The sequence below is a fragment of the Exiguobacterium sp. EF_C8 genome (assembly GCF_054956715.1).
Window position 1 is genome coordinate 1,668,156 of the sequence record NZ_CM143264.1, and the last position, 17,434, is coordinate 1,685,589.

A 17,434-nucleotide genomic window follows, 5' to 3' on the forward strand; every position below is an offset into this window, starting at 1 on the left:
TCTTTCGACTCTTTGACCGTCGATTCCAGGCTCGTGGTAAAGACAATTCGTTTCTCTTAAGCGGATTCATAATGACCAGTCGATATGTAACCGATTACAAATGAAACAAAGAAAGTAGGAACGATTATGTCTGAAGAACAACGATTGACTGGCGGAAATGTCTCCGCTGTCTATCAAAAAGGCAACTATGTCTATCGTACACAAAATGAGAACAGTCCAAATGTTCACCGTCTATTACGCCATTTAGAAGCGAAACATCTATCCGGTGTTCCGCGTTTCGTCGGCATCGACGAACAAAATCGAGAGATTCTGACCTTCCTCCCCGGTGAGACGGCTGACTATCCGCTAAAAGCGTACATGTGGCAAGACGATGTGTTGGACGATGTCGCACATCTGATGTGCAAGTATCATGACGCTACAGTCGACTTCGAAACCAGTGACTGGGAGCCATTGATCAACACCCCTATTCCATACGAAGTCATCTGTCACAATGATTTTGCTGTCTATAATACGATTTTTCAGAATCAACGTCTAAGTGGCGTGATCGACTTTGATTTTGCAGCACCCGGACCACGTGCATGGGATATCGTCTACGCGCTCTATACGTTCGTCCCGCTCAGCAGTAGACGGCAATCACCTGACGGATCCATTCTTGCCTATTCATCGGAGCAAGATGATGCACGCTTCGCCGAACGAGTGAGTCGATTCCTTGATGCTTATGGTTATGAAGGTCCGCGTTCCGAATTGCTACCGATGTTATTGTTGCGCGTCGAAGCGCTATATCTGTTGATTGATCAACGAGCTGTCGACGGCGATGTTGCCTTCATGAAGATGAAAGAAGAGGGGCACGATACAAATTATCGCGCGGAACATCGTTTCATTGCCAAGCATGGTACGAAATGGTTCATCGATAACGATTCATCAGAAAAATAACAGTTTATCCTTTACTTCAAATGTCCGTGATTTTCATAGAGGAGTGATCTCCCCTGAAAACGATCGATCTTGATTTTTTACTGACGACTGAAGAATACGAACTTGAACTGGATAAGATGTCGCTAAAGGCAAATGATCATTATGCGATTGATTTCTATTTTTATGGGGCTGACGAAGCGTTCAAGCTTATAATCAACGATCCTTCGCGTGATTACTTTTTGATGCGTTTTGAAAAGTACGCCGTCTTCCTAGGAACGTTACAAGAGCATGGCATCATCGACGAGAAACTTCGGAACCCGTATCCAGTCGTGAAGTCAAAAGAATCGATGTTCGGTGATTTTGCTGCGAAGTTTATGAAAACGGATGAAGTCTATACTGAACGGGGAGACTTGCACTTATTTGCTGTCAGGACGCATGAACAGGATTTTTACATTTTGTCCTACAGCGATCCGATCGTCGTTGATCATATGACGAAAGAGTATTGATATAGAAAGCAGTTGTTACATCATAAAAAAGGAGGATGAACGTATATTGAATAAATCACTGATATTACTTTTAACTGCTCCCCTTCTGCTTTTATCTGCTTGTACAGAGGAGCAAAAGACAACACAACCCACTACTGAACTGTTATCAAAGAGTACAAAAGTAAAATCCGAATCTGTAAAAATCGATGCCGAAAGTAAATTGAACATTGTTTTTCTTTATGAACCATACAAACAATATCTACAATCGTCCTTAAAAAACAATGATCCTGAAGAAGATAAAAAGAATTATGCGAAATATGTCTTAAGCTATATCGACAAAATCGGGGAAAAGGAGCAGTTTGCGACAGCCGACTTGAAAGGTTTCCCAATGTTGCAATCAACCGTGTACGAACAAGAGCTACTCGACAAAATCGAGAACTTGATGAAACAACAAGATGACATTACAAAAATCATTAAAAAAAATTACATCGCTTCTCATAAGATCCTTCCCAAAAAGAAAAGTACCATCATCGTCGCTCCGGTTAATCCTGAATCCTCTTTCGATCTTCAGTCAATGAAAGGTGTTACAGGAGCAGCCTATAAAGATGCATTCATTCTCTATCTGGATACAAACTACGATAAAGACATCCTGGCATATTCGACGGCACACGAATATCATCACTTAGTCCTCAAGGATACACCTGATTTTAGTTTAAGTACGACTCTTAATTCCGTCATCGTCGAAGGAAAGGCAGATGCCTTTGCCGACCGAATCGTCAAAGGCGTCTCGCCTCCATGGAATGTCGAAATGGATGAAGCAACGAAGAAACATGTCGTACATCTGGTCAACAGCTATGAAGTATCACAACTCGACTTCGTCGTAGGTAACAAACAAAAAGAGATTCCTCGCTGGAGTAACTACATTTTGGGACGTGATATCCTCAATCACTATTTTGAGTCGCATCCAGATCAGTCCATTGCTGACTGGACCTATACGAATCAAGCAGATATCTTAAAAGGGTACACGTATCAAAAGATTCTTGAACAATGAGGTGCTTTCATGAAATACATATGTCCCGTCTGCGGATATGCGCAAATGGACGACGTTGCTTATGACGAAAATGGTGACGCTTCGTTTGAAATTTGTTCTTGCTGCGGCTTTCAGTTCGGAGTAGACGATAATGTCGAAATCGAGGACGGTATCTTTTTATCGAGAAGTGAGACACATGACTTGTATCGCTCAAACTGGCTCAAAGAAGGTGCTAAAGTCTTTAGCCCTTATGCCTTTGAGCCTGGTACAGGAAAGGGTGAACCTTTAGCGAGAACGGCTTTGAAAAAACAATTACGAGCAATTCATATCAGACTAGAAACATAAAAAAGGAGCGCTGCTTTTCACGATGACTCGTGTGAGTTCGTGCTTCTTTTTTATGTCATCATGCTTGAAGCTCGTGCATCATCAACATAATTGTCATGCTAGTTCCTTGATCCGGATGATTTTCAATCGTTACCTCATCTTCAGGTGAAGCGATAATTCGTTTGAAGATCGACGGACACGCCAAGTAAATCAAGGACAAGTCGAAGTAATTTCTTCGTCCACTGTCGTTCCTGAGAAGTAGAAGAATATTTTTAATGTCTTCGACTCCACTACTCTTTTCGTTCCTTACGCCTCTCATCGTCCTAAAAAGATGGTGGTATCAATTCACAGGAGCTTCAGCATGATTCTTCTACTAATGCATAGCCATTTCTTACGTCTTCGTTTCATTTTAAATATCTCCCTAGATTGGGGTTAATCCAATCTTAGAGAGAAGTTATAAGAAAAACATAAATGAGTAAGGATTTCGAAAATAAAAACACAATAGACAAAATTTTCTAAAAATAATACACTATATTTAACCAAATTATGTAAAAGGAGTGGTCACATGAATATTACCTTTCAAGATGTTTCGCACTCGTTCGAGCGAAGCGGTGTCCGGACCGATGTCTTGCATCAACTAAACGGACAATTTTTGCAATCGGAAGTAACGGCACTCGTCGGTCCGTCCGGGTCCGGAAAATCGACGTTCCTTAGTCTCCTTGGTTCGCTCGATCGTCCGTCGTCCGGTCAGATTCTCTATGACAGACAGGACATTACGTCTTGGAAAAACAAACGGTTATCACAATTCCGCTCGCAAGAGATCGGCTTCATCTTCCAGCAGTTTCATCTCCTACCGTCACTGACGGTGTCTGAAAACCTAAAGGTCGCCTTGTTAAAACAAAAGACGTCGTTTAATCAAGATGAGCGAATCCTCGAGCTGCTCGATCGGGTCGGACTCGACGACAAACGAAATGCTTTACCTGCTCAACTATCCGGCGGGCAACAACAAAGGGTGGCAATCGCCCGCGCCTTGTTGCATCATCCGCAATGGATTCTTGCAGATGAGCCGACTGGTAATCTTGATTCCATGACCGGTGACGCGATTTTTGAACTGTTGCTAGAACTGCATCGTGAAGCCAAATGTGGCGTTTTATTTGTCACACACGACTTAGAACTCGCCGAACGCGCTGACCGAATTCTCTTCATGCAGGATGGTCGGATCGTCGAAGACCGCCGAAAACGCACGGTGCAAAGTGTCTAAGTACTGTTTATGAGGAGGTGTCTGCGATGCAAACGTTTCGAAGCAAACTGATTGCGAGTTTCATTGGCTCTATTGTCGTTTTTCTATTGTTGTCCGTATCGACGCAGTCTGCGTATGAAGCGTTTCGGAATGCGGACTTCTCGGAACAAGAGACGACGATCGTGAGGGGATGTAATCATAACGACTTATCCAATTTATTCTTCACAAAAAATAGTTGTAATTTCGATGACAAAATCGATGAGAGAGAAGACGGCATCGATTTAGGTGAGTCCGATGATCAAAATAAAAGTACGGGTGGCACATCACGCGATCGAAAAGTAAAGGACCTTCCTCCATTTTCGATTATGAATGTTATAGAAAGCACATCCTCCTCTAACAAAATGATATTCTTCACCGCTGTACTTGTACTGGTTGCTTTCGTAGGATACCGGATTTTTCATCGTCGGCGACGTTCATCACTACCACGAGAATTTGAAAGTGAATCAACCCGCTGGATCCAAGCATCGTCTGAAACGTCCATTCGGCAAACAAATCTTCAGTCGGTACTCACTCCGCCAGAACAATCACTACGCCTGATGCTATTTGATTTTAATCAACGCTTACCACGCGCCCTCAAGCGGCGAAGCCATGAATCGTTGACAGACTGGACAGATCGCATTCACCTGGTGACGCCACTCTCACCTTATTTCGTCACCCGCTACGCGGCGCAAGCAGAAGTAGAAGCACTCGATGCACAAGCGATTCATCATTTCGAACAAGATCTTGCGCACTATTTAAAGACAAAGCTCTCCCACTAAACTACAAAGGAGACTACATATGTTACGCTTCGTCATCAATCAATGGCTTCGGCAGCGCGGGAAATTCACCCTGACGCTCGTCGGTGCCCTGATCATCAGTGCCGGGCTCAGTTTAATGTTCAACTTGACCGACTCCAGTCAAGGAACGGTCGAACAGACGTTACAAAAGAAATGGTCGTCTGCTTATGATATCGTTGTGCGACCAAAAGGCAGCCAGATGTCGACGGAATCAAATAATTTACTCGAACCGAATTATCTCAATGGGATCAATGGTGGGATTTCGTTTAAACAATACGAAACCATCAAGAAAATGAACGACATTGAAATTGCAGCTCCGGTCGCTGTCATGGGGTATGTCATGTCTAACGTTTCCTTTGAAAAAGCGATTAAAATTCCTTCCACACCGGGAATCTATCGTTTTACAGAAACCACTTATATTCAAAACGGCTTCAAGAAAGAGCAACAATCAAAAACTGTGCTTCATCTTGCTCAAGGAACAAAAGTTCAAGTTCCTGAGAACGCTTCATTCATTTCTGAACAAATTGATGGTTTTTCAACGGCTGTCGCTAGAAATCCAGTCCTGATCGTCGGTATTGATCCAAAAGAAGAAGCACGGTTGGTCGGTCTGGACAAGAGTGTACGTACGACGAACAAATCCCGATACTTCAATTCGACTGATCACCATGAGTCAGACGCGGCTAATAATCAAAATATCATCCCGATCTTAGTGAATCCGAACTCTTTTAATAAGGGAAGTTATGACTATGATATCGAACGTCTCGATGCTCCTTATCAAACCGAACAAGACCAGCAAAAACTAATTGATAAGGTCATCAAAACACAACCAAAACGGTCTATTATCAATTCTCCTCTTGCCTCTTATCCCGCTAAGAGTATTCAACACCTTTCCATCCCAACCGCTAAAGTAGAAGAAACCTATCTGCGAACGATGGTTGAAAAAACGAACAGCTTACAAACGGATTCTGAATATGCAGAAGGAGGACAATTGGTTTATCAATCTGGCCCTCTTCAATTCCAATCAACGCTTAGTCCATTTACAAGCCGATGGAGCAACGCTTTCGAAGTATCCGCGACGTCGACACGAATTTCAGGAATCGGTGTTGAGAAGGAACTTATTTCAGATAAAGGATTTCGCTCCCTCACATCGATGGGACAAAAGGTTAAAAAACCAGAACAAGGCTCATCTAATGTCCGCTTTCCATTTTTACAATTTAAAGTCGTTGGTCTGTACGATCCGAAAAACATCAAGGTCTCAAAAGACCCGCTGAACGAGTTACCAATGGAAACTTATCGTCCTTCGTCTGCCGATCTTGTTTTAGATGCGAAGGGGGAACCTGTCAACCCAGCGAAATCGATTGATACGTCTGGTAATCCCGTCGGACTGTTGACGAGTTCTCCAAACATCCTGACGACGATTGACAGCGCGCGAGCAGTCAATGGTGAACAAGCCATTTCTTCGATTCGCCTTAAAATCAAAGGCGCTTCGACCGTCAGTGAAGCATCGGAGCAACTACTCCAAGACGTGAAAAAGCAAATCGAACAGAAAACTGGATTAATGGTCACAATTACTAAGGGTTCCTCTCCTCAACCCGTCGTCACGAAGGTTGTCGATGACGGTAAGACGCTTGGCTGGATCGAACAACCGTGGATCCACATCGGTGCCGCGATGACGATTTTCCGCGAGACGAGTGTCGGTTTTTCAGGAGTCATCTTCGCAATGCTCGCGGTCGCGATCGTCTATGTCCTCGCGACGAGCTATGTCTCGATGTTAGCGCGTCGGAAAGAATTCGCTGTTTTACTCGCACTCGGATGGCGGACGAAGGATCTCTACAAAATCGTTTTGATCGAGGCGGCGATTCTCGCTGGATTCGTCTCGACGGTCGCCTTGATTGTCGAAGGCATCTTCTCATATGTCCGTAATGAAGCGATGAACGGCTGGAGCCTCCTCTGGATCGCGCTATTCAGTCTTGTCATCTACCTCGCTGGTGCCGCTTGGTCGGCGTGGACGATTCGCCGCATCTCACCGTACGAAGCGATCAAGACCGGCGAATACGCGAAAGCTGCTCGCGTCGGACTGAAGCTTCGTTCGACGATGACACTTGCACTAAAGGAACTGATTGGGAAATGGAAGCGTAATAGTTTGTCCGTTCTCTCAATCGCTCTACCAACAGCACTGCTGACATTCTTCTTATTCGTGACGTTCCATTTACAAGGAGTGCTTTACACGTCTTGGCTTGGTCAGTTCGTTGCCTTACAAGTCGGTCCGATGCATTACGTGACGATGGGTGTTGCGATCACAATCGCTATTTTGACGACGGGTGAAATTATGTGGCAAAACGTCACAGATCGCCGCGCCTCACTCGCCGTCTTAAAAGCACTCGGCTGGACGAACGGCGCAATCCGACAGTTGATTGTCCTCGAAGGCTTCCTCGTCGGCCTGATTTCTGGAGTACTTGGACTGATTGTCGCCTACACGACGATTTACGTTCTATACGATCTTGTTCCATGGAATGAACCGTTGTTGATTGGTGTATCGCTCGCCTTACCGATTTTGTTCGGTGTCATCGCCGCCTTCATCCCAGCACAACTGGCAGCACGTGTTCAACCGTATCAAGAACTGAAAGATGCTTCGTAATCAAAGGAGTTGTACACATGAATTCTATTCAGGCAATATTTCTTGACCGGGACGGAACGATTGGTGGAGATGCTACCGTCCACTACCCTGGAACGTTTGCGTTATTTCCATACGTTTCTTCGCTAATCGAATGCTTACGCAATCAAGGGATTTTACTGATTGCGTTTACGAATCAACCTGGTATCTCAAAAGGATTGGCGCGTGAAGAGGATTTTCGAACAGAATTACAGAACTTCGGCTTTGATGATACGCTGATTTGTCCGCATGCCGCGGAAGATTGTTGCACTTGTCGCAAACCATCACCTGAATTATTATGGCAAGCACAGGCAAAACACGATCTCCGACTCGATCAATGTGTCGTCATCGGGGACCGGTGGAGCGATATGGTGGCAGCTGCGCACGCCGGGTGTATCAAAATCTTAGTCCGAACCGGTGCCGGAGAGAGCTCCATTCGTGATTACGCTGATCGCGTGGAACAAGCAAACGTCGACTATATTGCCGACGACTTAACTGACGCGATTGCTTGGCTCGATACGCAAAACTGAACAAACGAAAAGGCGCGTCTTCCACAATGGAAGTCGCGCCTTTGTTATTTCTTCGAACGTTTTGGTTGAGAAGATGCGTAGACACTAACCGCTAACACAAATAAGATTGCAAACCATGTCCAAAATGACATGTTATCGCCTCCTTTAAATAATGAGTAGGTACTTTAACTATCTTCTTTTTATTACCAATAAATCCCTGCAATCATTTATTAGCGATTTTTCGTAATAGATAAAGCGCGTAGATGATCGATGGAACAGCCATCGCCATGAGGATGATATGGACACTTCCGAATAACACGTTCATAGCTAGATTAAAATCTGACACTTTTGTTTCCTCCTACAGCTTAATACTACTTCTAGTTACTTTTCTAGAATAATACATTAAACCTCGTTCGACGCCTTACAATTATGTAATAAATTTCAATTCACATTCTTTTTCCAATACTTCACGTTACACTGAACGTATGAGAAAGAGAACGTAACCATCAAAAGTCTTCTCTTTTCCTTAAACAATCAACTAATTTTGTACACCTATTTTTAACAAATCATTATTACAAATCAGCCAATCGTTATCGAAAGGTGTGAACGTAGTGCATATCTTAACTAACCAATTAGTCGAATTCATTATCGAGAAGTATCAGTTAAATGATTACATTCTCTATGATTCATCTTACGCTCGAGACAAAATGAACGATCAAACCGTCTACTCGTTTGAGACGTTTTGGATTCCGCGAGGTGCATCGGTCATCGAGGAAGAGGATGGCACGATGCTTCCTGAAGGAACCGTGCAGATTACAATTGACCCTGTCACGAAACGAACGACGACGTTATCCTTACACGGTCCGAACTCGATTCATTCCGTGCCTGACGATTTACGTGATCCAACCACTCGGATGACATGGATCGAATCAGAGACCGATATGATCCATGGTACGCATTTCATGCTCAAAGAAGAAAACGACACTTTTTTCAGTTATGTGAGTTGTCACGAAGGGATTCGGCTATCTCCCGGTTGTTTCATTCACTTAACGTTAACGGAAAATGGTCAACTCGATGAGTTGTTCCTATACGGCCCTCATCCGAGTGATCATCATGTGAAACAGGAACCTTTCGCTTTAACGCTCGAGGACATCGACTCGCTAGCTAAACAACAAATAAAGCGGTTCTCCTATACAAAACCAGGACATCAATACGCGCATACTGTCGTCGAGACGATCGTGACGCAAGAAGGATCTATCCTTTTGCCTAGTAAACTGGATTTCACGTCATCACTCGATCGAAATGACATCTTAACGTGGGCAAATCCGTCAACTTCAATTCTCAAACGCCATCCTTTCCAATCAGCAGCAAGTGTGACAGCAGAGGATGTGATCATGCAGACCGAACATCCTGATTTTCGTCCGATCCAGCAAGAGACGGTGAACGCCTGTCGAAACGCGATTCAAGAAATCGTCCAAAACGTTTACCCTAGTGAATCCGGACAATGGATGATTCGTCATATCTACCGGCAACACCCTTACCTTGCTGTCAAATTATCTCGCGCGAATCCGACGTCCTGTGTTGATCAGCAAAGACGCGTCACGATTCTCCTTGATGAAAAGACGCTTGACTGGATTAGCTTGACCGACGATCAGGAACTCCATACCGTGTTCGCATCTGTTACTGCACCAGAGCTCGAGGATGATCAGCAAGATGTCATTTTCAATGCATTACGTCCGTACCTTTTGCTCACGCCGCGTTATGTGTTCGATATCTCAAAAGGTCAATACGTTCTTTGTGGTTTGCTTGACTCGAACCATGCCTACTTACCAGCAACAAATGAGGTCGTTTTAATACGTGATCTATAAAGTGAAGTTAGATATAAAGGAGTGAACGAGTTGCATCCATTAACGAAAGATTTAATCTCCCATATCCAAGACAAATATCAACTGAACGATTATGTCTTACATGAAACCTTCTATCGCCGTGAAAAAATTCGTGGTGAAACGCAATATTCGCTTGAGACATGTTGGTTCCCCATCAATCACGGTCCTTTGTCTGAAGACGAGAGTTATCCAGACTGTACGATAGAGATTCAAGTCGATACGGCTACAAAACGAACAACTTCGATTCATGTACATGGCGCTGTCACGATTCATTCTCTTCCAGAGGATTTACATGATCCAGACATACGGATTGCTTGGCTTGAGCAAGAATTAGGAATGACGTTCGAGAAGCAGTTCATGTTCCTTACGCATCAAGATTCCCTGTATCAGTATGTCAGCTGTCATCACGGAATTCGCCTCTCCCCTGGTCTGTTCATATCGCTTGAGCTAACGAATGAAGGAGCGCTCGATTCTTTCAGTATCTATGGAACCCCCGCGCTGAGTAACAAGTATCCGACTGAACCGTTCACATTGTCACCTGTACAAATCACACCGATCATTTCAGAACAGATACGGTTCTGTTTACTACCTGGTGAGCAACAACCAATACAAGCGCATGCAATTGAAGAAATCTTTGTTTCTCAAGACGGCTTGCGCACGTATCCTCTAAGTAATCCCGAAACTTCGTCCGTTGCCATGAACGAGATCGTGACATGGGACAAACCGTCCACGTTCTCCTATACGCGCAAATTGATTAAGCGGCGAGACACCGTCACGGCACTCGATGCCGAAGCTCAAACGCCACATCCGGATTACCGACCGTTGACTGACGGGATGCTGGAAACATGTCAGTCGATTGCTGTAGATCTCATCGCTGCGGAATATCCTGAGGAGTCCGGAGCGTGGACGATTCAAGAAATCCATCGGGATTTTCCATTCATTAACGTAGTAGTACGCCGGACTCGTGACGACATAAATCTCGCTTACAAACGTCGTTTGACGATTCTTCTGATGGAAGATACTTTTGAAGTCAGCCTAATCGTTGATAACGAAGCATTTATTGACCTCTTTCATGATTCGACACAAGGATTGCCAAATAGCGTTCCCGAAGAAGTCATACGTCACGCACTCATGCCTTACCTGACATTGAAACCGTATTATGTCTTCGAGCGGGCACTTGACCACTATGTTCTCTGTGGTTTGCTTGACTCGAACCACGCTTATTTACCGGCAACAAATGAGGTCGTCTTACTCGACGACCTGTATGTCATTTCAGCCACTGATTGATTCGCTTCTTTACTACTTGCGGAAGAACGAGGCTTCTCAGCTGTTCGAGACGCTTACGGTCCACTTCCCGTTTTGTAAATACGTCTTCAATCATCGTGACCTTTTGTTCCCGCCCTGGAATCAGTTGATAGATGACGTACCAATCGACGAGTGCCATGAACGGACGTCCAGCTGAATCGATCGATTGTTCATCAAACGGATAGACGAACACGCCCTCGTCATGACGAACCTGAAGTCCGCTCATCAGATCAAGATCGATTCCTTCGATCATAAATTCTTGGAATACTTCCGTTGCATAGAGTGACGTCTCGTCTTGTTCAACGACAGTTCCCATCTCAGATAACAATAGGACTGCCCGTTCGGCGTCCGCTGACGCGACGACGAGATCGATGTCGCGCGGAGTGACAGGCAGTCCATGATGTGCTAGCAGCAATGAACCACCGATGCCGAAGCGAATTTGCTCTTGTTGTAATGCCTTGACGATATAGGCTAATACTTCCTGTAAGTTCATCGCCGGAACCCTGCCGCTCGAAACGGTCCTTCCATCGAAATCGTAAAGATGATCCGGGCAATCTCTTCCGGGGTCGTCTCATTCGGATGACTCAACCACGATTCAATGACACCGAGATGGGCAGCAGAAAGATAGGCGATGAGATAGTCTTCTGGAACGAGTCGTTCCCCCTGTTCGTGTAACCCTGAAAAAAGAATCTGTTGCATGTAATCACGGACGCGCTTCCGAAACATCCCGTCACTCGTCGGACTGAGCAAGATTCGCATCAGCGTCCGATTCTCATAGAGAAAGATCAAAAACGGAATGATTCGCCGGTACGGAGAGTCCTCCGTTTTGTTGATTAGGACAAAGGGAATCTCCCGTTCGAATGTCGCTTCGATCTTTTCAAAGATTTCATTCGTCATCCGTTCGAGCAATTCGTATTTATCGGCGTAATGATGATAGAATGTCCCGCGATTGACTTCAGCGCGATCCGTCAATAACTTGATTGTCACGGCGTCAAAGCCGACTTCGTCGATCAGCTGAAGGAACGTCTCGCGTATTCTGCGGTCGGTTCGAATGATGCGTAAATCCTGTTTTTTCATCGAAATCGCCTCTTTCTTCAACAGTTTGTCAGGATATGTCGCTTAAGCAACAGATGGACTTCAATTGGTCATTGCTCCCAGTTTCTCTCCCTTTTATAATGAAATTAATCAACACGTTGTTCAATAATTATTTTATAAAAAGGGGAGAATACGATGGATTTACAACTACACGGTGTATCGAAATCGTTTCATCAACAGGACGTCCTCCAAAAAATTGATCTTTTGATTCCGTCTGGTGAGATTTGTGGCTTGCTTGGTCCGTCAGGTTCCGGTAAGACGACGTTGATTCGCTTGATGATCGGCGCGATTCAAGCAGATGCTGGGACGATTCAAGTCGGTAACACCTTGATGCCGAACTTTAAGATGTTATCAGAGATCGGTTTCATGCCACAAAACGATGCTTTGTACGAGGATTTATCTGGTCTTGCGAACCTACAGTTTTTCGGTTCCTTATACAACATGTCTCGTCAGAACTTAGCAAAACGAATCGAAGAAGTGTTGACGCTCGTCGATTTGACGAATGATCAAAAAAAGCTCGTCCGTCATTATTCCGGTGGGATGAAGAAACGATTGTCCCTTGCCATCTCAATCCTACATCGTCCAAGTATTCTATTTCTGGATGAGCCGACCGTCGGGATTGATCCCGTGTTACGCCGACAGATTTGGAATCAATTCCAAGCGATTCGTGCGAAAGGTACGACGATTGTCGTCTCGACCCATGTCATGGACGAAATCAATGAATGTGACCGGGCAGCATTGATCTATAACGGTCGAATCATCGCCTACGATCCGCTCGACCGTTTGCTCGCACAGACGGAAAACGGAAAAGTTGAAGAACTATTCCTGCTCGCCGGAAAGGGCGTGACGTGATGTGGCAACTCGCACGGCGGGTCATCCGTCAAACGTTGAACGATAAACGAAGCGTCGGACTGATTTTGCTTGCTCCATTGTTAATCTTCACCTTAATCTATTTCCTACTTGGAAACGATGACTACACACCTGTCGTCGCCATCAGTCAAGATGTACCGACTCCAGTCTCACAAGCGATCGAAAAACAGGATCTGTCGCTTAAAACGTATAACGGCAGTGATGCGGACGCCTATCTCAAAGATCATGAAACGGTCGACGTCGTCTTAGACATGGAAGACAGTCAGCTAGCGTTGAACCTCCGCGAACCTTCGACGAAAAGTTCCAAAGCACTACGCGAGATTCAAGCTGGACTTGCGTCACTGCAACCGACGATGCAACTCGAGACGAACTATCTGTACGGAGATGTTGATCAATCGACCTTTGATGCGCTTGGCTTCGTCTTTTTATCGCTGTTCTCATTCTTCTTCGTCTTTATCTTGTCAGCAATGGCACTCGTCAAGGAACGCAGTGGCGGCACGCTCGAGCGGTTGATGATGACACCGATTCGCCAAACCGACGTCATCTTCGGCTATACGCTCGGTTATAGCGTCTTCGCCTCGATCCAGGCGATTCTTGTCGTCCTGTACGCGACGACCGTTCTTGACTTACCGTCTGAAGGTTCGATCATCTGGGTCTTCCTGACGATGCTTGGACTTGCCGTCGTCGCGGTCTTGTTCGGGGCAACGATTTCGATCTTTGCCCAGTCTGAGCTGCAGGTCGTCCAGTTGATTCCCTTTACGATCATTCCACAAATCTTCTTCTCGGGTTTGATTCCGCTCGATCTAATCCCGTACGGACTCGGTAACATCGGATATATCACCCCAATTTTCTACGGAGCGAGTGCGATCAAAGAGGTGCTCGTCTACGGCAATGGGTGGTCCAGTATCTGGCCGTACTGGCTCGGACTATTCCTTTATGGAGCAGCCTTGTTCCTGTTGAACATGCTTGCTCTTAATAAGTATCGCGGACACCAAAAAAGACACGGCTGATTACACAAGCCGTGTCTGATTTTGCTTAAGCTGTTCAAGAAAAACAGTCCTTCGAGAGGGATCGAGTGTCTGCTCTGCCACGTCGGCATATCGAACGAGTTGATAGATCTCATGCGGGACCGTGACCTCTAAGCGTGTAAACCACTCCGTCAGCGTCTCATATGTCCGCCGTTGTTGCACTGGAGCAAGTGATCGATTGAACGCGCGCACCGCTTCACGAATTTTTGAATCAAGAATACTGTCTTTAGATGAGGACTGGACTTCAGGCGTTAGCGGAAGCGATAGAGCGTTTCGTTTCGGTTGATGACTTGATGGGAATGACCACTGCATACGGTTGAATCGTTGTCGACGATACAGGTAGATGATGACTAGAGCGACCATCCAAGGAGTCATACGTGCGATTTGATTGATCGCATCTGTCAAGAAACCTTTCCCAAGCTCAATCGGTTTTTTCTTTTTAGGTTCCTTCCGATATCTTTCGTGCCCAATTTTTGAAGAATCCGGTTGTTTGATGATGTGCTCTTCTTTCACATAGATGACTTTTTTAGTCGGTAAGATCTTGCCCGGAATATATACCCAGTTTCCTGTCGATTGATCAATCGGTGGATCGATCAATGCTTGATACGATAGTTTTACACCCATGACGCCTAAAAATAGGACTAGGCACGTCAAAAAAGTCATCCTAATGATTCGATATCTCATTTCATCCTGCACCTCCAAACCGAATTGAAATCCGTGACACAAGAGCTTTTCCCATATGTTACCATGAAAGGTGGCAATTCAGATGAGTTACGAAAAAGTATTTCAAATGCCGATGCAGAAGCTGTATCAGCTATACCGTCAAAAAGTCGAGCGTAAGCAACGGACACAAGAGGAACTCGATGACGTGCTGTTCTGGTTGACCGGACACACGAAACCAACTCTTGAACAAGCCATACAAACCCAAAACGTCGCAGCTTTTTTCGAGCACGCACCCGCCCTGAACGAACGCCGCTTTTTAGTCACTGGCGTCATCTGCGGGATTCGTGTGGAAAATCTAACGGATCCGCACATTCGTAACATCCGGATTCTCGACAAACTCGTCGATGAGTTGGCGAAAGGAAAAGCGTTAGCTAAAATCTTACGATAAGGAGGAATGCTGATGTCTACTTTACTCAGTACACTGGCGATCCTCGTCATGGTGACCAGTGTGACCTATTTCATCGTCTATCAAGTCAAACGAAATAAAGGAACCCATCGTTCACCCGTCTATCGACTTGCTTTTAGTGGTCTGTTGGTCGGCTTGATGGTCAGTTATTTTTTGTTGACGTGAGTCGTGATTTTTAGTTTTTGATTTAAACAATAAAATCATTAATACAGTATTTGAAATAATGAAGGAGGTATACGATTGAAGATTCGAAAATGGATCCTTCCGCTTTTGCTACTCATCTGTCTTGCTTCACCGAATGCCGCAACAACATATGTGAAATGGACGGTCGCTCCGACGGGTCACTATCTCGAACGTCTTCAAGCGGCTGACATTCCTTATAAAGTCCGCCAACACACGCTTTACATTCAAGAAAAGGATCTGCGCCGCGTCACGTCGTGTTGTACATGACAACGATAGAAAACCCCCTCATTTCAGCGAAATGAGGGGGTTTCTGATCAATCACGAATTAGCGAATCGTTTTTAATGCCGTTGCCCACGGAATGACTTGATCGAGCATCTGGTTGACCGATGTTTCTTGAACGGCTGCCGCTTTTAAGACCGATCCATTCTCGAAATCAGTGAACAAGGATAACGCTGGATGCACCCGGACGTCGGCGATCAATAACTCACCTAAGATGCCGCGCAAATGTTCGGCTGCCCGTGCCCCACCGACAGAACCATAAGAGACGATCCCTGCCGCTTTGTTGTTCCATTCGACACGTAGATAATCGAGCGCGTTCTTGAGTGACGCTGCAATCGAATGGTTGTATTCCTGGACGATGAAGACGAAGCCGTCTTGTGCTGCGACATCCTTCGACCAAGCAGCAGCACCCGACGCATCCCCATCCTTTTCACCAAGGAGCGGTAATTTGTAGTCGGCGATATCAAGAATCGTATAGTTCGCATCATCCCGTTGATCAGCCAGTTGTTTGACCCATTTTCCGACTTGTGGGCTGAGACGTCCTTCACGTGTGGATCCTAAGACGATACCAATGTTTAATTTCTCCATTTTCATTACCTCCTCTTGTTTAGATGCGGTTAGTTACATTATCGTAATGTTCTCTTAAAGGTATTCTTTTTCGATCTTGCGCGTACTCCGGACCGTATCGATCGGACGGACCATTTGTTCAATCTGTGCCCGTTGTGGCTCGAGGAATGGTGGTAATGATAATTTCTCCCCGACCGTTTCGTATGGCTCATCACCCATGAAACCAGGACCATCCGTTGCCCATTCGAACAAGACACCGCGCGCGACACGGGCATAGAGGGACTCGAAGAAGAAGCGATCGACGTAACCGGACGTGTTGAAGCGCAGCTGTTGCATCCGCTCGATCCATTCCTGTAAGGCAGCCGTATCTTCAACGCGGAAAGCGACGTGGTGCACCGTTCCGAATCCTTGACGTCCGCTTGGTAGAACGACGTTGTGCTCAACGATGACTTGTGCGCCGTTTCCTCCTTCGCCCATCTCGAACAAGTGCAGGGAACCAGCTTGATCGACTTCGCGCATCAACATCGCTTGTTCGAGTACCGCTTTTAAATTGTCGAATTCCGCGATCCGGATGTGAATTGGACCGAGTCCCGTGATCGCGAACTCGAGGGGTACCGGACCATTTTGCCACGGTGTGCCGGAAGCGACACCTTGATTATGCTCGTCAGAAATCAACATATATTGTTGCTCATCGAAATCGACGAACGAGAGCGTCTGCTTGCCGAATTGTTCTTTGATACCACGGTGCTTGACGTCATATTTGTCAAAGCGTTTGATCCAGTATTCGAGTGCCGCATCCGTTGGGACACGGAACGCTGTCTTGAAGATTTCATTCGTTCCGTGTGATCCCTTTTGGATACCAGGGAAATCAAAGAATGTCATATCCGTGCCGGCAGATCCTTTATCATCGGCGAAGAATAAGTGATACGTCTGGATGTCATCCTGATTGACGGTCTTCTTGACCAATCGCATCCCTAGGACGTTCGTAAAGAAGTCATAGTTTTTTTCGGCACTGCTCGTAATCGCCGTCACGTGGTGGATTCCTTTTAGTTCATTCATGAAAAATCGCTCCTTTAATGGTTATTATCTCGAATTCGAGATA

Annotated in this window: 22 protein-coding genes; 15 read left to right on the forward strand and 7 right to left on the reverse strand. The window is 45.5% G+C overall.

Annotated features, from left to right (window positions below; genetic code table 11):
• Positions 1-126: 126 nt before the first annotated feature.
• The 4 genes from ACY2IG_RS08940 (at position 127) to ACY2IG_RS08955 (ending at position 2,772) form a co-directional block, all read left to right on the forward strand.
• A complete protein-coding gene (locus ACY2IG_RS08940; protein WP_462617760.1) occupies positions 127-933 on the forward strand; it encodes a phosphotransferase in 807 nt (268 codons plus the stop codon).
• Positions 934-1,049: 116 nt separating this feature from the next.
• The gene (locus tag ACY2IG_RS08945) at positions 1,050-1,418 is read left to right on the forward strand and encodes a hypothetical protein (RefSeq protein WP_462617761.1); all 369 of its coding nucleotides are present in this window, start codon (positions 1,050-1,052) and stop codon (positions 1,416-1,418) included.
• Between the two features lie 199 nt (positions 1,419-1,617).
• Positions 1,618-2,448 (forward strand): DUF2268 domain-containing putative Zn-dependent protease, encoded by an 831-nt coding sequence (locus ACY2IG_RS08950; protein ID WP_308101591.1) that lies wholly within the window; start codon positions 1,618-1,620, stop codon positions 2,446-2,448.
• Between the two features lie 9 nt (positions 2,449-2,457).
• Positions 2,458-2,772 (forward strand): hypothetical protein, encoded by a 315-nt coding sequence (locus tag ACY2IG_RS08955; RefSeq protein WP_056061570.1) that lies wholly within the window; start codon positions 2,458-2,460, stop codon positions 2,770-2,772.
• Positions 2,773-2,830: 58 nt separating this feature from the next.
• Here ACY2IG_RS08955 and ACY2IG_RS08960 read toward each other — a convergent pair whose 3' ends face one another.
• Positions 2,831-2,965, reverse strand: coding sequence for a hypothetical protein (locus ACY2IG_RS08960; RefSeq protein WP_462617762.1), 135 nt, complete (start codon positions 2,963-2,965; stop codon positions 2,831-2,833).
• Positions 2,966-3,316: 351 nt separating this feature from the next.
• On the opposite strand from ACY2IG_RS08960, the gene ACY2IG_RS08965 reads away from it, so the two are divergent.
• From ACY2IG_RS08965 to ACY2IG_RS08980, 4 genes are read left to right on the forward strand one after another with little or no spacing between them, the layout of a single operon-like run.
• Positions 3,317-4,012: an ABC transporter ATP-binding protein gene (locus tag ACY2IG_RS08965; protein WP_308101593.1), complete on the forward strand. Its 696-nt coding sequence runs from the start codon at positions 3,317-3,319 to the stop codon at positions 4,010-4,012.
• A 26-nt stretch (positions 4,013-4,038) separates the two neighbouring features.
• Positions 4,039-4,809, forward strand: coding sequence for a hypothetical protein (locus tag ACY2IG_RS08970; protein WP_462617763.1), 771 nt, complete (start codon positions 4,039-4,041; stop codon positions 4,807-4,809).
• 19 nt (positions 4,810-4,828) lie between these two features.
• On the forward strand, positions 4,829-7,465 hold the full coding sequence (locus ACY2IG_RS08975) for an ABC transporter permease (RefSeq protein ID WP_462617764.1): 2,637 nt from the start codon (positions 4,829-4,831) through the stop codon (positions 7,463-7,465).
• A gap of 17 nt (positions 7,466-7,482) precedes the next feature.
• Complete coding sequence (locus ACY2IG_RS08980) at positions 7,483-8,010, forward strand: HAD-IIIA family hydrolase (protein WP_462617765.1); 528 nt, start codon at positions 7,483-7,485, stop codon at positions 8,008-8,010.
• Positions 8,011-8,212: 202 nt separating this feature from the next.
• On the opposite strand, the gene ACY2IG_RS08985 is transcribed toward ACY2IG_RS08980, so the two are convergent.
• Positions 8,213-8,335: a hypothetical protein gene (locus ACY2IG_RS08985; protein WP_255359375.1), complete on the reverse strand. Its 123-nt coding sequence runs from the start codon at positions 8,333-8,335 to the stop codon at positions 8,213-8,215.
• Between the two features lie 265 nt (positions 8,336-8,600).
• Here ACY2IG_RS08985 and ACY2IG_RS08990 point away from each other — a divergent pair, with 265 nt between their 5' ends.
• Positions 8,601-9,857 (forward strand): hypothetical protein, encoded by a 1,257-nt coding sequence (locus ACY2IG_RS08990; protein WP_462617766.1) that lies wholly within the window; start codon positions 8,601-8,603, stop codon positions 9,855-9,857.
• Positions 9,858-9,887: 30 nt separating this feature from the next.
• On the forward strand, positions 9,888-11,162 hold the full coding sequence (locus ACY2IG_RS08995; protein ID WP_462617767.1) for a hypothetical protein: 1,275 nt from the start codon (positions 9,888-9,890) through the stop codon (positions 11,160-11,162).
• Here the strand turns inward: ACY2IG_RS08995 and ACY2IG_RS09000 are convergent.
• Positions 11,143-11,673: a nucleotidyltransferase domain-containing protein gene (locus ACY2IG_RS09000; RefSeq protein WP_462617768.1), complete on the reverse strand. Its 531-nt coding sequence runs from the start codon at positions 11,671-11,673 to the stop codon at positions 11,143-11,145. The genes ACY2IG_RS08995 and ACY2IG_RS09000 overlap by 20 nt on opposite strands.
• Positions 11,670-12,257, reverse strand: coding sequence for a TetR/AcrR family transcriptional regulator (locus ACY2IG_RS09005; RefSeq protein WP_035407786.1), 588 nt, complete (start codon positions 12,255-12,257; stop codon positions 11,670-11,672). Before ACY2IG_RS09005 ends, ACY2IG_RS09000 begins: the two co-directional genes overlap by 4 nt.
• Before the next feature lie 153 nt (positions 12,258-12,410).
• Here ACY2IG_RS09005 and ACY2IG_RS09010 point away from each other — a divergent pair, with 153 nt between their 5' ends.
• A complete protein-coding gene (locus ACY2IG_RS09010) occupies positions 12,411-13,127 on the forward strand; it encodes an ABC transporter ATP-binding protein (RefSeq protein ID WP_462617769.1) in 717 nt (238 codons plus the stop codon).
• Positions 13,127-14,155 (forward strand): ABC transporter permease, encoded by a 1,029-nt coding sequence (locus ACY2IG_RS09015; RefSeq protein WP_035407779.1) that lies wholly within the window; start codon positions 13,127-13,129, stop codon positions 14,153-14,155. Before ACY2IG_RS09010 ends, ACY2IG_RS09015 begins: the two co-directional genes overlap by 1 nt.
• Here the strand turns inward: ACY2IG_RS09015 and ACY2IG_RS09020 are convergent, their stop codons facing one another.
• Entirely contained in the window at positions 14,156-14,836 is a 681-nt protein-coding gene (locus ACY2IG_RS09020; RefSeq protein ID WP_462617770.1) for a hypothetical protein, read from the reverse strand.
• A gap of 103 nt (positions 14,837-14,939) precedes the next feature.
• Between ACY2IG_RS09020 and ACY2IG_RS09025 the strand changes: the two genes are divergently transcribed.
• The 3 genes from ACY2IG_RS09025 (at position 14,940) to ACY2IG_RS09035 (ending at position 15,752) form a co-directional block, all read left to right on the forward strand.
• A complete protein-coding gene (locus tag ACY2IG_RS09025; RefSeq protein ID WP_329468422.1) occupies positions 14,940-15,284 on the forward strand; it encodes a DUF2200 domain-containing protein in 345 nt (114 codons plus the stop codon).
• A 12-nt stretch (positions 15,285-15,296) separates the two neighbouring features.
• A complete protein-coding gene (locus ACY2IG_RS09030; protein ID WP_023468416.1) occupies positions 15,297-15,467 on the forward strand; it encodes a hypothetical protein in 171 nt (56 codons plus the stop codon).
• Positions 15,468-15,542: 75 nt separating this feature from the next.
• Positions 15,543-15,752, forward strand: a complete 210-nt coding sequence (locus tag ACY2IG_RS09035) for a hypothetical protein (protein ID WP_029341800.1) — start codon at positions 15,543-15,545, stop codon at positions 15,750-15,752.
• 58 nt (positions 15,753-15,810) lie between these two features.
• Here ACY2IG_RS09035 and ACY2IG_RS09040 read toward each other — a convergent pair whose 3' ends face one another.
• Both ACY2IG_RS09040 and ACY2IG_RS09045 read right to left on the reverse strand, forming a co-directional pair.
• The gene (locus ACY2IG_RS09040; RefSeq protein ID WP_329468432.1) at positions 15,811-16,353 is read right to left on the reverse strand and encodes an NADPH-dependent FMN reductase; all 543 of its coding nucleotides are present in this window, start codon (positions 16,351-16,353) and stop codon (positions 15,811-15,813) included.
• Positions 16,354-16,407: 54 nt separating this feature from the next.
• Positions 16,408-17,391 (reverse strand): ring-cleaving dioxygenase, encoded by a 984-nt coding sequence (locus ACY2IG_RS09045; RefSeq protein ID WP_035397186.1) that lies wholly within the window; start codon positions 17,389-17,391, stop codon positions 16,408-16,410.
• Positions 17,392-17,434: the final 43 nt, after the last annotated feature.

What these genes read in the sequence shown, in the direction of transcription:
- ACY2IG_RS08940 (WP_462617760.1), top strand. Translation starts at nt 127, where the DNA reads ATGTCTGAAGAACAACGATTGACTGGCGGAAATGTCTCCGCTGTCTAT.
- ACY2IG_RS08945 (WP_462617761.1), top strand. Translation starts at nt 1,050, where the DNA reads ATGTCGCTAAAGGCAAATGATCATTATGCGATTGATTTCTATTTTTAT.
- ACY2IG_RS08955 (WP_056061570.1), top strand. Translation starts at nt 2,458, where the DNA reads ATGAAATACATATGTCCCGTCTGCGGATATGCGCAAATGGACGACGTT.
- ACY2IG_RS08965 (WP_308101593.1), top strand. Translation starts at nt 3,317, where the DNA reads ATGAATATTACCTTTCAAGATGTTTCGCACTCGTTCGAGCGAAGCGGT.
- ACY2IG_RS08970 (WP_462617763.1), top strand. Translation starts at nt 4,039, where the DNA reads ATGCAAACGTTTCGAAGCAAACTGATTGCGAGTTTCATTGGCTCTATT.
- ACY2IG_RS08975 (WP_462617764.1), top strand. Translation starts at nt 4,829, where the DNA reads ATGTTACGCTTCGTCATCAATCAATGGCTTCGGCAGCGCGGGAAATTC.
- ACY2IG_RS08980 (WP_462617765.1), top strand. Translation starts at nt 7,483, where the DNA reads ATGAATTCTATTCAGGCAATATTTCTTGACCGGGACGGAACGATTGGT.
- ACY2IG_RS09000 (WP_462617768.1), bottom strand. Translation starts at nt 11,673, where the DNA reads ATGAACTTACAGGAAGTATTAGCCTATATCGTCAAGGCATTACAACAA.
- ACY2IG_RS09005 (WP_035407786.1), bottom strand. Translation starts at nt 12,257, where the DNA reads ATGAAAAAACAGGATTTACGCATCATTCGAACCGACCGCAGAATACGC.
- ACY2IG_RS09010 (WP_462617769.1), top strand. Translation starts at nt 12,411, where the DNA reads ATGGATTTACAACTACACGGTGTATCGAAATCGTTTCATCAACAGGAC.
- ACY2IG_RS09015 (WP_035407779.1), top strand. Translation starts at nt 13,127, where the DNA reads ATGTGGCAACTCGCACGGCGGGTCATCCGTCAAACGTTGAACGATAAA.
- ACY2IG_RS09020 (WP_462617770.1), bottom strand. Translation starts at nt 14,836, where the DNA reads ATGACTTTTTTGACGTGCCTAGTCCTATTTTTAGGCGTCATGGGTGTA.
- ACY2IG_RS09025 (WP_329468422.1), top strand. Translation starts at nt 14,940, where the DNA reads ATGAGTTACGAAAAAGTATTTCAAATGCCGATGCAGAAGCTGTATCAG.
- ACY2IG_RS09030 (WP_023468416.1), top strand. Translation starts at nt 15,297, where the DNA reads ATGTCTACTTTACTCAGTACACTGGCGATCCTCGTCATGGTGACCAGT.
- ACY2IG_RS09040 (WP_329468432.1), bottom strand. Translation starts at nt 16,353, where the DNA reads ATGGAGAAATTAAACATTGGTATCGTCTTAGGATCCACACGTGAAGGA.
- ACY2IG_RS09045 (WP_035397186.1), bottom strand. Translation starts at nt 17,391, where the DNA reads ATGAATGAACTAAAAGGAATCCACCACGTGACGGCGATTACGAGCAGT.